The following is a 14,039-nucleotide window of genomic DNA, read 5'->3' on the forward strand; positions in this document are numbered from 1 at the left end:
AGCGAAGATGAAAATAATAAATGAATATAAGACTCATTGGATTGAGCTTGAAAAAAGTGAGGAAGAAAACTATTATTATTTATCTGTTGGAATAAGTGTTCAAATAAAGACAAAACAATTGAATTGCTTTTTTGAAACAATTTGGATTGAGCAAGATCAAATAGATAGTTTTATTACTGCATTACAAGCATTAGATGAAAAACGGGTAGGGAAAGTTGAGCTAAAAGGCATGTCTCCTGATGCTTTTTCATTATCTATACAAGCCATTGACGAAAGGGGACATTTAGCAGTTGGAATATGTATTGAATCACCCATTTATATAGTAGCTGGTATGAAAGAGCGAGTACTGACTGGATTTGAAATTGACCCAACTTCTATACCTGAGATAATAACAGGATTAAAAAAGATAAAAAATTAAATACCAACATTAAGCCACATACTAGTGCTGACTAAACGGCATGTTATCTTCTAAACGTGGGCTTTTCTATTTCTATGCGGAAAACTGATTCGGTGACTTTACCGGCATCAACGTCACCTGGGCATGAACAGGTGCAGATGATTCTGCAGCCACAACAGATGATTTTTTCTGCAGTCTGGCATGTTTCCAGGCCGACCAGCCTACATATCCACCCAGTACGATGAAGAATACACCCAGCAAAATGCTCACAAACTCCGAAATAGAATCGGGGTTATTAAATAAGATAGCCCCCAGCAGCACAGTGAGAATACCACTGTAGATCAGTACCCCTTCCTTTATTTTAAAAGTATGTATATCAAAGGCAAGGGCAATTTGCATCAGGCCAATGCCTACAGCTATCCCTCCCAGAATCCCCATAAATATACTTATGGCTGTTTGCCGAAAACCTAAAATGAGCATACCCAGAATAAAACTGGCAATGCCTTCGTAATGAAATAGGGCGAAATGCCGGAATGATATTTTCTCCTTCGCTATGGTGAGCAGGCTAATCAGTCCGCTGACGAGGGTAAAAATACCTAAGGTATAAGCCAAAAAAGTAAAATTTCTATTGTCGAGGAAAATAGAAATGATGCAGGTAAGGCCAAAAATTGCACAAAGCGAACCTTTTACCGCAATTAATTTATTTTCAATTTCATTTAATAACTGTAATCTGGTGATCATAGATGTGTTTCCTCCTTGTCAGGCTATTGGTGAAGGATAGCCAGCAATATATACGGATGTGCAGGGAGGGAGTTTTGCCATTGATCATTGTCATTAGTTATACGTAAGTACTCTTACTGATGATTGGCCCATAACAAAGGCAATTGACGAATGTCTGTCTTACTGGGAAATGTTGGCTTCCTTGCGGAATTGAGAAGGGGTGGTTTGGGTGAACTTTTTAAACGCAGTATTAAAAGCAGATTTGGAATTAAACCCGGTTTCGAAAGCAATTTCCTCTATTTTCAGATGGGCTAGTTTAGGGTCGTGCAGTTTCCGTTTAATTTCTTCCACCCGGTACCTGTTTATAAAATCAAAAAAGTTCAGCTTGAGCTGTTCGTTGATGAGCTGCGAAAGATGATGTGTAGACAACGATAAAGCTTCTGCCAGTTCACCTTGCCCTAATTCGCTATTCAGATACGGTTTTTCGGTTTCCATATAAGCCAGTAACTTCTTAAGCGATTTTTCCGCCTGTTCAGCCTGAAGCGTTGATTTTTCATATTTCTTTTTAGGCTCCTGTACCTGGTGACCAGCCGACAATACCTGAGAGTGAATCACCACCTGGAAAGTGATGGCATAAAATATAACAGAAATAGCCGTTGCAATGTAAATATCTCCCAGGTCGTGGGTGTCGGTGAAGGAAAAAGCTGCAAATACCACAAAAATGCTGGTCAGGTATATTGAAGTGCGCACTAGCCAGTTGAGTTGAATATTATCGGTAGCAAACAGGTTTGTATGATGCTTGCGGGTATACAAGTACACCATGCGAAGGCTGATCAAATTAAAAATCACCGACCAGATAAAAACCAGAATATCCAGTAATTCGCCTGAAATACTCAATACATGAGGAAACCACCAGATAGGAGCAGCTTTTACCCGAGGAACAAGATTCCGCTGATATGCTACCGATACATCGTATAATTTAAAGGCATTACTTTGTAGATAAAATGGAATCCGGTGGATCAGGTAGGCTACAGCCGGAATAAAATAAAGCAGGTGTTTTTTTTGGAATGCAAAACCAGGCTTAGTTAAAGCCAGCGTATAGAGCAGAATCAGTGGCCCATACATAAAGGCAAAAGATTCAGTAGTATTAATCAGCCAGGGTACATAATAGATATAGCCAGTATAGCAAAGCCATATTTCCAGAATATCTGCCGAAAAGCAAAATAACATAAGTGCCAGAATCCGGTTGGCGAGCTTATTTGATTGTTTGGCAAATAGAAAAATAACCGCTAGAAAAAGCCCCTGGACAACACCCAAAAAATTAATAACTGATAAAAAATCCAGGAATATTTGATGTGTAGGCATACGATATAGTCAGTAGTCACTGCTCATTAGTATTTATCCAGCTTATACCCAGAGAACCAATTCGAATTTACATGATCTTCTGCCGGAAAACAAAGATGAGAGACGTAGATGTAGAAAATACGAGGCATAAGTGTTAATAGGCTGTAACTATTGCGCCGAAATCAATCATAAAATTACCTGCATGGACAACTATTTATAACCAGCAATGTTATCTCATAAAGGCAAAACCGCTAACTTACAGGCAGCAGGATAATAAAAACAGGTATAGCTTTTATTCCCATTTTTATAGTTTTCTGCCAACGCTACTCACAACTATGAACTACATATTTTCATCTGCCCAACGACATGCCTATCTGCAACAAATGCAGCAAGCCAGTATTGATTTACTTGTAATCGGAGGAGGGATTACCGGGGCAGGTATTGCCCTGGATGCACAAAGCCGGGGCATGCAGACTGCCTTACTCGAAATGCAGGATTTTGCTGCTGGTACGTCCAGCCGTTCTACCAAATTAGTTCATGGCGGGTTACGCTACTTGAAACAGTTTGAGTTTGGATTAGTAGCAGAAGTAGGCCGGGAAAGAGCCATTGTGTATGAAAACGGCCCGCATGTGACCAAAGCCGAACCTATGCTATTGCCCCTGGTAAAAGGCGGAACACTGGGAAAACTGGGAGCTTCCGTCGGACTGAGCTTATATGATACACTCGCTGGGGTAAAATCTAAGGAAAGACGGCTGATGTTGAATGCTGCTGAAACGCTGAGCAGAGAGCCATTGCTGCGTAAAGATGGCCTGTTGGGAGGAGCCTATTATTATGAATACCGCACCGATGATGCCCGGCTTACCATAGAAATTCTGAAAGAAGCTGTACAAAGAGGTGCATTAGCCTTGAACTATATAAATGTTACCGGATTTACTTATACTGATGGACGTATCACCGGCGTAAAAGCAGAAGACCAGCTGACTGGCCGGACATTGCAAATAGCAGCAAAAAAAGTAGTGAATGCTACTGGTCCCTGGGTGGATGCTCTGGATGGTATCAACGATTCGACCAAAGGAAACAAACTGCACATTACCAAAGGCGTACATATTGTGGTAGATTACCAGAAGTTCCCGCTCAAACAGGCCGTTTATTTCGATACGCCCGACCGACGGATGATATTTGCTATTCCCCGCGATGGAAAAACCTATATTGGCACTACGGATACAACCTATACCGGCGATCTTGTTCATCCACAGATCACTGAAGCGGATATCAGTTACCTGATCCAAGCGGCCGGCTATATGTTTCCCCAATCTGCCCTGGAGCGGCAGGATATAGAATCCAGCTGGGTAGGCTTGCGCCCCTTGATCAGGCAGCCTGGCAAAGGACCTACCGATATTTCCCGCAAAGATGAGATTTTTCAGTATGAATCCGGATTAATTACTATTGCTGGTGGCAAACTCACCGGTTACCGCAAAATGGCCGAACGGGTAGTAAATGTGCTGGCAAAGGCTTTTCAGAAAGAAGAAGGCCGGTCCTTCCCGGCTTGTTTTACAGATAGAATTAGTGTTTCCGGCGGACAGGTAGGTGGCTCGGCTGGTTATGGCGCCTTTGTGAAGCAGAAAACAGAAGCAGGTATAAAATTAGGTTTACCGGCAGAAGAAGCCAGTAGATTAACGCACCGCTATGGCTCTAATGTAGATAAAATATTTGAGAGAGTCGCTTCCAGTGAGTCAAAAACATCCGGCTTACCAGCAGTATTATTAGCACAACTCTTATATAGTATGGAAGAAGAGATGGCGGCTACGCCTACCGATTTTTTCATCCGCAGAACCGGCGCTTTGTATTTCAATATACAATGGGTACAACAATGGCAGCAGGCTGTTATTCATTATATGGCAGATTATTTTCACTGGGATGATCCTACCACTGCCAGACACCAGCAAACCTTACAAAATCGTATCCGGGAAGCCAAAGGAGAAGCGGTGGCCTTACAAACTACTGTGTAACATTTCTTTTAGTTGGTTTCTGATGAATGTATGGATATAAAAAACCGCTGACTTAATAGTAGAACTCTAACCATTCAATTCTTGTCGTGTTACATAAAAAATGACTAGTTTTGATATACTTCAAAGAATCTATATTGTCTATCTAAAAACCTGCTATTTTGAACATATTAGAAGCCCAGCATATCATCAAGCGTTACGCTAACCATACAGCTCTGGATGATGTAAGTATAAGTATTCCCAAAGGAAGTATTTTTGGCTTGTTAGGCCCCAATGGGGCAGGTAAAACTTCGCTCATCCGGATCATTACCCAGATTACAGCCCCCGATTCCGGACAAGTGCTTTTCAATGGTGAACAATTAGCTCCCAGACATATTGCCCAGATAGGATATTTGCCGGAAGAAAGAGGGTTATATAAGAAAATGAAGGTGGGTGAACAACTTCTGTATCTGACTCAGTTAAAAGGAATTCCCAGAGCTGTAGCCTTGGAAAAGCTGAAAATCTGGTTCAATAAATTTGATATTCAAAGCTGGTGGAATAAAAATATTGAAGACCTTTCCAAGGGCATGCAACAGAAAGTGCAGTTTATTGCCACAGTGCTTCATAATCCTTCCCTCATTATTCTCGATGAACCCTTTACAGGCTTTGATCCTATTAATGCCAACGTGATCAAAGACGAAATTCTGCAACTCAAGCAACAGGGTAGTACCATTATTTTTTCTACCCATCGCATGGAATCTGTAGAAGAACTCTGTGATTATATTGCGTTAATAAATAAATCGAAAAAAATACTCGATGGCTCTACCAAAGAAATTAAAAACCGCTTCCGCACCAATACTTATATAGTGGAAGGTGAGGGCAGTAATTTTGAGCTAAGCAGCGATTTTGAGGTGATTTCCAGGGAAGAACTGCCGGATAATTATTTCAGGGCTAGCATCCGCCTTCAGCCTGGTATTACTGCCAATCAACTTATTGCGCATTTAATCAATCAGATACAGATTCATTCTTTCATTGAAAGCATTCCCACTATGAACGATATCTTTATCCGAAGTGTAACTGGGCAATCGAGTGTGAATGTCGGAAGAGAAATCGAAGTGTAAGACGTATTAAAATATCCATAATAGTATCCAGCTATATGCAAAAGAAAATTTTATTGTTGGGTTCGGGAGAACTAGGCAAAGAGTTTGTGATCGCCGTTAAACGTCTGGGCCAGTATGTAATTGCCGTAGATTCGTATGCAGGTGCACCAGCCATGCAGGTAGCCGATGAGAATGAAGTAATAGATATGCTTAATGGCAGCGAACTCGACAGAATTGTTGCTGCACATTCTCCCGATATTATTGTTCCTGAAGTAGAAGCCATCCGGACGGAACGGTTTTATGACTACGAACAACAGGGCATTCAGGTGGTTCCCAGTGCCAAAGCAGCTAATTTTACGATGAACCGCAAAGCCATCCGGGATCTGGCGGCTAAACAATTAGGCTTACGTACAGCAAAATATACCTACGCAAGTAATCTGGATGAACTGAAGGATGCTGTAAAATATACCGGATTGCCTTGTGTAGTTAAACCGCTCATGTCCTCCTCCGGAAAAGGGCAGTCTGTGGTGTGGACGGTGGAAGATATACCGGTAGCCTGGGAAATTGCCTCTACCAAAGGACGTGCTGATTACGGGGAAGTAATTGTAGAAGCTTTTGTACATTTTCATTCTGAAATCACCTTGCTTACAGTAACTCAGATGCATGGCCCGACGATTTTTTGTCCGCCTATCGGGCACCGGCAGGAGAGGGGAGATTACCAGGAAAGCTGGCAGCCAGCCAGAATAGAACCAGCTCAGCTGGAGGAAGCCAAACAAATGGCACAGCAGGTAACAGCTGCCTTAACAGGTGCCGGTATCTGGGGAGTAGAATTTTTTCTGGCTGAGGATGGCGTCTATTTTTCTGAACTTTCGCCCCGGCCTCATGATACTGGCATGGTGACACTGGCTGGTACACAGAATTTTTCTGAATTCGAACTACATGCCCGTGCTGTATTGGGTTTGCCTATCCCCGAAATTATTCTGGAAAGAGCTGGTGCCAGTGCTGTTATTCTGGCCAAGCAGGACGGAAAAAATCCTACTTATTCTGGTATTGCAGAAGCCTTGGCACAGCCCAGATCTGATATCCGCATTTTCGGCAAACCTACCACCAGGCCTTACCGCCGGATGGCTGTAGCGCTCGCTTTCGACAGAATAGATTGCAACATTACTGACCTGGTAGAAAGAGCCAAACAGATTGCCGGGAGGGTACAGGTGAAGTAGCCATTGGTCAATAATTAGTAGCAAAATGTAGATGTCGGTTCTGTGTTGGTTGGGCATACATGAGATTGAAATTAGTATACGAAGGATGAATCATTTTTTCTAGGCAACCTCTATAAATCTATTCATCCTATCCTGTGTATTGGCCAATAGTCATCAATGCTTGTGGCAATTTAGCAGCATCAAATACAACTTCTTCAATCTGCTTAATAGCCTGAATACCGGAGATGTTAGAACAAAATACAGCTTCTGCTTCCAGAATACTTGATTCTGGAAATAACCCTTCTTCTAGCGGAATGGCTAATTTATTAGCGTGATTCATAATTTGTTTACGCATTACTCCGGCGATGCAGCCGCTTTGCAGGGAAGGGGTATACACAATGCCATTTTTTATCCAGAATATATTAGAAGCAATACATTCTGAAGTATGTCCTTGATTATCTAGCAAGATCATATCATCTGCATCGGTATTTGTTTTAGCAATCCCTGCCATAATATAAGGCAAAGCATTACAGGTTTTGAGGGAAGAAAGAGGCGAATACTGCAAGCGGATATCTCTGTAAAATAACACTTTTTCTTTCTCCATGGGCGTCTCCACAAATGGCTGGGCACTTATATAAAATTCAGCTTCCTTTTGGGTAGGCGTATATAAGCCTCCGCTTTTCCGCCATACCTGTAAACGGATTCTGGCTCTGGGAAACAAGTCATTCGCTTCTACAAGTTGTGCAATGGCTGTCTCCAGATAGTAAAGGGAAAAATCAGATGGAAGTTTCATCTGTAATACTTCTAATCCTGCGGAAAGTCTTTCCAGATGGTCTTCCAGAAATAAGATTCTTCCTTCCTGAAAACGCATCGTTTCGAATAATCCGTCGCCGTATTGAAAGGCCCTGTTGTGAAAAGGCACAGAAACCATTGTTTCTTCGGTAAGTTGGAAGTTATAAATACATTTCATCAAACCATCTAATCATTTTGCCATTTATCATTATTTTATTCGGATGTATAAAATTAGTATGTAATATTGAAGTATCAGGAATTTTCCTGGTTTTGTACCTTTTATTTTGTGTTCAAGACCAGAAGTAATACACCATGTCTGGAAGAAGCAGCATTTTTGATATGATTGGCCCGGTTATGATAGGTCCTTCCAGTTCACATACAGCAGGAGTGGTACGGATTGCAAGAGTAGCCCGCCATATCCTGGGAATACAACCAACGGAAGCTATTATTACTTTTTATAACTCCTTTGCCCGTACATACGAAGGACATGGCAGTGACAGGGCAGTAATTGCAGGATTGATGGATTATAAAACGGACGATGTGCGGATCAGAAATTCTTTTGATTTTGCCAAAGAACAAAATCTGGTTTATTCTTTCCGTTCGGTTGGCAATGCCTCTACTTTTCATCCAAATACGGTGAAATTGAATGTAAAAGCCGGAGAAAAAGCAGTAGAAATAATAGGAGAAAGCAGGGGAGGTGGATTAATTACGATTGCACAGGTAAATGGTTTCCGGGCTGGTTTTTCAGCACAACTCCATACACTGATTATTACGGCTGAAGACGTGAAGGGAAGTATTGCTTTTATTGCGGATGTGGTAGCCCACGACGATTGTAATATTGCCTCTATGAATGTATCCAGAAAAGGCAAAAATGACCTGGCCTGCCAGTTTATTGAGATGGATTCCAGCATCAGGCCAATTACGCTGGAATATATCAGAAGCCTGCGGTGGGTAAAAGAAGTGATTTATATTCCGGTATTGAATGACTAACCAAGAAATAATAGAATTACAGACTTACAGAAGGTCAGAATAAAAAAATAAAATTATAATTCAGTAATTCAGTAATTCAGTAATTCAGTAATTCAGTACAGTAATTCAGTAATTCAGTAATTCAGTAATTCAGTAATTCAGTAATTCAGTAATTCAGTAATTCAGTAATTCAGTAATTCAGTAAAACTTGTAACCAATTTCTAATTTATATCATCTAAAGCGCAACATTTACTTTAAACCAATATGCCAACGATTAAATCTTTTTTAATAGGCTGTTTGCTCCTGGCAGGAGTGAGCAGCGGATTTGCTCAGGCCCAAAAAGAACAATGGTCTTTGCAGGAATGTGTAGATTATGCTTTTGCCAATAGTATTACTATAAAAAGAAGCGAGCTTCAGGTACGTAATAATGAAGCTTTACTCTTTCAGTCAAAAGCCGGTTTTCTGCCAACCGCCAGTGTCAATGGACAACATGCCTATAATTTTGGCCGTTTCGTAGATCCTACAACTAACCAGTTTACCGATATTACTACCCAGACCAATAACTTTAGTTTGAATAGTAATTTACTGCTGTTTCAGGGAGGCGCCCGTTTAAATGATATCAAACAGAGCCAGACGGATGTAAAAGCCAGCCGTCTGGATGTAGAGCAATCTAAATATGATGTAGCTTTATCAGTAGCCGTAAACTATCTGCAAGTGCTTTCCAATGAAGAATTATTAGTTATTGCCAAGAATCAGGTAGATCAATCACAACTTCAGGTAGAACGTACCCAGAAACTGGTAGAAGCAGGCTCTTTGCCACAAACCAATCTTCTGGATTTACAATCTCAGCTGGCTATAGATAAAGCCTCTCTGGTAACGGCTCAGAACAATCTGAATATTTCTAAGATAAATCTGATGCAGGCCATGAATCTGCCGGCTCAGAGTAATTTTAATATAGTGCGGGTAGAATTACCAGATCCAAACCTGGACCCTTACCAACAAAATACCGAAGAAATCTATAAGATTGCCCAGCAGACACTTCCCAGTGTGCAAAGTGCTGATCTGAAAGTGAAAAGCAGTGAATATGGGGTGGCTTCTGCCAGAGGCTTTTTGTATCCAAGACTTTCCGTAGGTGCCGGTTTTAACACCTATTATTCTGACCAGAGAAATCTGAATATTTTAAATGGCTCCAGAACAGAAACTATCGGCTTTGTGAATGGCGATGCTGCCTCTCCGGTGGTTACTCAAGTACCTAATTTTATCTCTGAAAAATATTCTTTCCGCGATCAGTTAAAAGATAACCTGGGTAAATACATTTCTGTTAACTTAAGCATTCCAATCCTTAACGGATGGCAGACCCGTACTCAGATCAGCCGTTCAATTGTGCTGAGAGAAACTTCTAAGTTAGATGCCCAAAATACCAGGATTCTACTACGTCAAAACATTGAATTAGCCTATAACAATATGCTGGCGGCGGCTGCTTCTTACAATTCTTTCCGTGAGCAGGTAGCTTCATTAGACCTTGCATTTAAGGCTACTGAGAGCCGCTTTAATGTAGGATTGCTAAATTCTGTTGATTATAACCTGGCGAAAGTAAGGCTGGCCGGTGCCCAGGCAAACCTGATACAAGCTAAATATAATTATATTTTCCGGACTAAAATATTAGACTTTTATCAGAATAAACCTTTATCTTTCTAATAAAATCTAACCTCCAATGGCTAAACGCAAAAAATCAAATAAACTGCTTATTATTCTGGGTTCAGTAGTGGTTGTGCTGATTGCTGCCTCGCTTATTGCCAAGCAAGCCGGCTGGATCGGAAAAGAAAAACCGGTTGAGGTAGAAATGGCGAAGGCCAAACGGACAGAAATTATTGAGAAAGTGAGTGCTTCCGGAAAAATTCAGCCAGAAGTGGAAGTAAAAATCAGCCCGGATGTGTCGGGAGAGATTATTGAATTAAAAGTAGCTGAAGGGGATTCTGTTACCAACGGCCAACTGCTGCTGAAGATACGTCCGGATAATTATCTCTCTGCCGTAGACCGTGCTCAGGCTAATATGAATAATAACCGGGCTAACCTGTCACAAACCAGGGCGAGATTATCGCAGGCTAAAGTACAATTGGAACGTTCTAAAATTGAATATGAGCGTAATAAAAAATTATATGACCAGAAGGTAATTTCCGATGCTGACTATGTTACCGCTGAAACCAATTTCAAAGTAGCCCAGGAAGAAGTAACTTCTGCCGAGCAAAATCTGGAAGCAGCTAAATATCTGGTACAGAGTGCAGAAGCTGGTTTACGGGATGCTCAGGAAAACTTAAGGAAAACATCCATATTTTCTCCGGTGAATGGCACTGTTTCTAAACTGAGTGTAGAAAAAGGCGAACGGGTAGTAGGAACTTCACAAATGGCTGGTACAGAAATGTTGCGCCTGGCTAACCTGAATAATATGGAAGTGCTGGTGGATGTGAATGAAAACGATATTGTACGGGTGCAATTAGGTGATACCGCCATTATTGAAGTGGATTCCTATGCTAATATGGACAAGCAGTTTAAAGGGATTGTAACTGAAATTTCTAATACGGCCAAAACAGCCGTTACTCAGGATGCTGTAACAGAATTTGAGGTAAAAGTGCGGATACTTAATGAATCCTATGCCGACCTGGTAAATAAGAAAAGTAAACTTTCTCCTTTCCGTCCGGGTATGACGGCTTCAGTGGATATTATCACTGAACGCAAGGAGAATATATTATCTGTACCATTGGCAGCTGTTACTACCCGTAACCCCAATGCCCCTGTAGGTGGCCCGGAAGGTCCTGGCCAGGGTAATGAACAAGCTACTAATTCCAATACTCCTGCAAAGCAGGTTTCCAATAAAGCCGACGAAACCAAAGAAGTTGTATTTGTTCACAACAATGGTAAGGTAGAAATGCGGGAGGTAAAAACTGGTATCAGCGATTTTGAGAATATTGAAATCATTAGTGGCCTGAAAGAAGGCGATGAGGTAATTTCAGGTCCTTTCCTGGTAGTATCTAAACGGCTGAATAGTGGCGATGCGGTAGCAAAGAAAGAACAGGGTAAAAACGATAATAAAGACAAAGGCAAACCCAGTGCCTAAGTCTAAGGGAAATAAATATTAGTCTGAAATCTGGTTCATTACCAAACTAAAACTAAAACAAACTATCTTTATAAATCCGGCTATAACTATAGCCGGATTTGTTTTTTATCAATACCTAAGTAGGTTGGTGGAAGCAATTTCCAGCTAAGTTCTGTTTAGTAAGCTATAATAAGGAATACACTTTAATCAGCGCTACAATTGTCATAACCAGCCATATGGTGTTCAAAACTGAATTAGCATATGCCTTCTTATAATAGGTATAAATAATCAGCATGAAACAACCAAGTACATTCATAGCTAAATACTCCTTGGATTGACTTAAAATAACATTTAAGCTATTTAAACTATAGGCTAAGAGAGAAAACAAAGCGCCAGTCCAGCCTATTGATTCCAGTATATATCTTCTGTAAAGCATTTTATTGTGCGTTTTAACAAATATAACAGGTTCTTTTAATGCATGAATTGCTAATTTTTCATAGATTAATGCATAAAACGAATTAGTGACTGGTGGACTTACAACAAATCAAATTCTTCCTGGAATTATCCAAGGAATTGCATTTTGGCAATACTTCTGAAAAAGTTTTTATTACACAATCAGCCCTTAGCCGTCAAATAAAGGCGCTGGAAGAAGAATTGGGGGTTACACTTTTTGAGCGTACCAAAAGGAGTGTAAAACTCACTGCCGCCGGGCAATTTCTCAGAGAGAGGTGGCAACGATTAGTGGAGGATATCAATAGTATACATAAGCAGGCTCAGCAAATACATGAAGGCACCTATGGAGCTATTAGTATTGGCTATCCGGGCTCTATTGTATATGGGTTTTTACCAGAACTTTTGATCCATATTCATCAAAACATTCCGCACCTGAAAGTAGAATTAATCGAACCTACCGATATCACCTTCGAACATTTGTTATTGAATTACCAGATGGACCTCGGATTCCGGAGAGAGCCTGGCGTAAATCCCACTTTACGCTCTACCTGCCTGTATTCTGAGAGTTTTGCCTTGATTGTGCCTGCCTCTCATCAATTGAACCAGGAAAACTTTACCAGCTTAGCTGAATTGAAAGATGAAAAGTTTATACTATCTGGTCTGCATCATAATACTTTTTATGTGCAAAGCCTGAATGCCATTTTTCAGGAGTATCAATTTTCTCCTAATGTATATATTGAATCTGATTTTGGAGCTACTATTTTGAGCCTGGTTGCTAGAGGGCTGGGCGTATCCATTCTGCCTGGTTCGTATGCGTTTAGTGCACAACCTGGCATCAGGTTTATTCAACTTCCGCAAAAAGCCAGTTTATATGCGATCTGGCGCAAAGATGACAATAATCCAATGCTAAAAAATGTGATGCATCTGGTGCATCTGGTGAGCGAGAAGTTTAAGTTGCTGGAAGACCAAGTAGTAAATAATTCCTGAAAGTTATAGTATTAGAAGGTGTCAGGGTTTGGCTCCCGTAGCAATCGGCCTGTCAGTCCTGGACCATTCACCCCATGAGCCTACGTATAAACCGGGTATTTCCATGCCTGCGTGATCCATAGCCAGCAATGTATGACAGGCTGTTATTCCTGAACCGCAATGCACAATAACCTGTTTAGCGTTCCGGTTTTCCAGTGCTTGCTTATAGGTATGCTTGAGTTCATCTGGCTTTAGAAAAAATCCATTACTATCTAAATTTTTACTGAAAGGAATATTTACAGCCCCGGGAATGTGGCCGGCAATCAGGTCAATCGGTTCTTTTTCACCCCGGTAACGTTCTGCGTCCCGTACATCAATCACAAGAAAATCTGAATCCTGTACTGCCTTTTCAACCTGATGTATATCAACAGTGGGCAAAAGCCATTCTTTCACAGGATAAATACTTGTAGTGGCTGGTACTTCTTCTCCGGAATAGGTAGGAATACCAGCTGTAATGGCAGCCTGATATCCACCATCCAGTACCTGTACCGCCTGATGCCCTATTGCCCTGAGCATCCACCAGAACCTGGCGGCGGCATTAGCTCCATTCTTATCATCATATACGACCACATGACTATCCGGGCTTATACCAAGCCTTTGTAACAGTTGAGCAAATTGCTCAAGATAAGGAAGCGGATGGCGGCCACCTTGGGCAGGCTCTTTTTTAGGCCGGGCAAGTTCTGTTTCTATATCAACAAACCGGGCACCTGCCAGATGCGAAGCTGCATACGTTTCCTTTACCTGTGGACCTACCCGGGCATCGATGATAACTACTTTTTTTTGCTGCATGAGCGTAGCCAGTTCTGCAGGTTTTATAATCGGTGGTATTTTAGTAGCCATGGTTTCAGAGGTATGAATGCAAGTTAACAAAAGTAATATCGGTGAGACAAACTGGAGATGATTAACTCAAATATTTATTTGAACCTCATTCATACACTTTGTATTTGCTTTCCCCGGTAA

General features: G+C 41.2%; 13 protein-coding genes. 8 read left to right on the top strand and 5 right to left on the bottom strand.

Annotation, left to right across the window (positions count from 1 at the left end; genetic code table 11):
- The first annotated feature begins 7 nt into the window (after window positions 1-7).
- Window positions 8-418 (top strand): WapI family immunity protein, encoded by a 411-nt coding sequence (locus GXP67_RS23910; protein WP_162445450.1) that lies wholly within the window; start codon window positions 8-10, stop codon window positions 416-418.
- A 72-nt stretch (window positions 419-490) separates the two neighbouring features.
- Here GXP67_RS23910 and GXP67_RS23915 read toward each other — a convergent pair whose 3' ends face one another.
- Both GXP67_RS23915 and GXP67_RS23920 read right to left on the bottom strand, forming a co-directional pair.
- Window positions 491-1,138: an HdeD family acid-resistance protein gene (locus tag GXP67_RS23915; RefSeq protein WP_162445451.1), complete on the bottom strand. Its 648-nt coding sequence runs from the start codon at window positions 1,136-1,138 to the stop codon at window positions 491-493.
- Window positions 1,139-1,297: 159 nt separating this feature from the next.
- Window positions 1,298-2,482 carry a helix-turn-helix domain-containing protein gene (locus GXP67_RS23920; RefSeq protein WP_162445452.1) on the bottom strand — a complete coding sequence of 395 codons (1,185 nt, stop codon included), beginning with the start codon at window positions 2,480-2,482 and terminating at the stop codon, window positions 1,298-1,300.
- Between the two features lie 314 nt (window positions 2,483-2,796).
- Between GXP67_RS23920 and GXP67_RS23925 the strand changes: the two genes are divergently transcribed.
- From GXP67_RS23925 to purT, 3 genes are all read left to right on the top strand, one after another.
- Window positions 2,797-4,470 carry a glycerol-3-phosphate dehydrogenase/oxidase gene (locus GXP67_RS23925; RefSeq protein WP_162445453.1) on the top strand — a complete coding sequence of 558 codons (1,674 nt, stop codon included), beginning with the start codon at window positions 2,797-2,799 and terminating at the stop codon, window positions 4,468-4,470.
- 158 nt (window positions 4,471-4,628) lie between these two features.
- Window positions 4,629-5,567 (top strand): ABC transporter ATP-binding protein, encoded by a 939-nt coding sequence (locus GXP67_RS23930; RefSeq protein WP_197901557.1) that lies wholly within the window; start codon window positions 4,629-4,631, stop codon window positions 5,565-5,567.
- A 35-nt stretch (window positions 5,568-5,602) separates the two neighbouring features.
- Entirely contained in the window at window positions 5,603-6,766 is a 1,164-nt protein-coding gene (gene purT, locus GXP67_RS23935; RefSeq protein ID WP_162445454.1) for a formate-dependent phosphoribosylglycinamide formyltransferase, read from the top strand.
- Between the two features lie 127 nt (window positions 6,767-6,893).
- On the opposite strand, the gene GXP67_RS23940 is transcribed toward purT, so the two are convergent.
- Window positions 6,894-7,715: an aminotransferase class IV gene (locus GXP67_RS23940; protein ID WP_162445455.1), complete on the bottom strand. Its 822-nt coding sequence runs from the start codon at window positions 7,713-7,715 to the stop codon at window positions 6,894-6,896.
- 134 nt (window positions 7,716-7,849) lie between these two features.
- On the opposite strand from GXP67_RS23940, the gene sdaAB reads away from it, so the two are divergent.
- From sdaAB to GXP67_RS23955, 3 genes are all read left to right on the top strand, one after another.
- Entirely contained in the window at window positions 7,850-8,527 is a 678-nt protein-coding gene (gene sdaAB / locus GXP67_RS23945; RefSeq protein WP_162445456.1) for an L-serine ammonia-lyase, iron-sulfur-dependent subunit beta, read from the top strand.
- 243 nt (window positions 8,528-8,770) lie between these two features.
- Window positions 8,771-10,204 (top strand): TolC family protein, encoded by a 1,434-nt coding sequence (locus tag GXP67_RS23950; protein ID WP_162445457.1) that lies wholly within the window; start codon window positions 8,771-8,773, stop codon window positions 10,202-10,204.
- A 16-nt stretch (window positions 10,205-10,220) separates the two neighbouring features.
- Complete coding sequence (locus tag GXP67_RS23955; RefSeq protein ID WP_162445458.1) at window positions 10,221-11,621, top strand: efflux RND transporter periplasmic adaptor subunit; 1,401 nt, start codon at window positions 10,221-10,223, stop codon at window positions 11,619-11,621.
- Between the two features lie 163 nt (window positions 11,622-11,784).
- Here GXP67_RS23955 and GXP67_RS38535 read toward each other — a convergent pair whose 3' ends face one another.
- Complete coding sequence (locus GXP67_RS38535) at window positions 11,785-12,036, bottom strand: CBU_0592 family membrane protein (RefSeq protein ID WP_449421282.1); 252 nt, start codon at window positions 12,034-12,036, stop codon at window positions 11,785-11,787.
- 92 nt (window positions 12,037-12,128) lie between these two features.
- On the opposite strand from GXP67_RS38535, the gene GXP67_RS23960 reads away from it, so the two are divergent.
- Window positions 12,129-13,040, top strand: a complete 912-nt coding sequence (locus tag GXP67_RS23960) for a LysR family transcriptional regulator (protein WP_162445459.1) — start codon at window positions 12,129-12,131, stop codon at window positions 13,038-13,040.
- A gap of 21 nt (window positions 13,041-13,061) precedes the next feature.
- Here GXP67_RS23960 and GXP67_RS23965 read toward each other — a convergent pair whose 3' ends face one another.
- Window positions 13,062-13,919 (bottom strand): sulfurtransferase, encoded by an 858-nt coding sequence (locus GXP67_RS23965; RefSeq protein WP_162445460.1) that lies wholly within the window; start codon window positions 13,917-13,919, stop codon window positions 13,062-13,064.
- Window positions 13,920-14,039: the final 120 nt, after the last annotated feature.

It is taken from the genome of Rhodocytophaga rosea (assembly GCF_010119975.1).
Classification (GTDB): Bacteria; Bacteroidota; Bacteroidia; order Cytophagales; family 172606-1; genus Rhodocytophaga; species Rhodocytophaga rosea.

Bases quoted from the DNA above. Each gene is read 5' to 3' on its own strand.
- GXP67_RS23940 (WP_162445455.1), bottom strand. From the start codon at position 7,715: ATGAAATGTATTTATAACTTCCAACTTACCGAAGAAACAATGGTTTCT.
- GXP67_RS23925 (WP_162445453.1), top strand. From the start codon at position 2,797: ATGAACTACATATTTTCATCTGCCCAACGACATGCCTATCTGCAACAA.
- GXP67_RS23955 (WP_162445458.1), top strand. From the start codon at position 10,221: ATGGCTAAACGCAAAAAATCAAATAAACTGCTTATTATTCTGGGTTCA.
- sdaAB (WP_162445456.1), top strand. From the start codon at position 7,850: ATGTCTGGAAGAAGCAGCATTTTTGATATGATTGGCCCGGTTATGATA.
- purT (WP_162445454.1), top strand. From the start codon at position 5,603: ATGCAAAAGAAAATTTTATTGTTGGGTTCGGGAGAACTAGGCAAAGAG.
- GXP67_RS23965 (WP_162445460.1), bottom strand. From the start codon at position 13,919: ATGGCTACTAAAATACCACCGATTATAAAACCTGCAGAACTGGCTACG.
- GXP67_RS23920 (WP_162445452.1), bottom strand. From the start codon at position 2,482: ATGCCTACACATCAAATATTCCTGGATTTTTTATCAGTTATTAATTTT.
- GXP67_RS38535 (WP_449421282.1), bottom strand. From the start codon at position 12,036: ATGCTTTACAGAAGATATATACTGGAATCAATAGGCTGGACTGGCGCT.
- GXP67_RS23915 (WP_162445451.1), bottom strand. From the start codon at position 1,138: ATGATCACCAGATTACAGTTATTAAATGAAATTGAAAATAAATTAATT.
- GXP67_RS23910 (WP_162445450.1), top strand. From the start codon at position 8: ATGAAAATAATAAATGAATATAAGACTCATTGGATTGAGCTTGAAAAA.
- GXP67_RS23950 (WP_162445457.1), top strand. From the start codon at position 8,771: ATGCCAACGATTAAATCTTTTTTAATAGGCTGTTTGCTCCTGGCAGGA.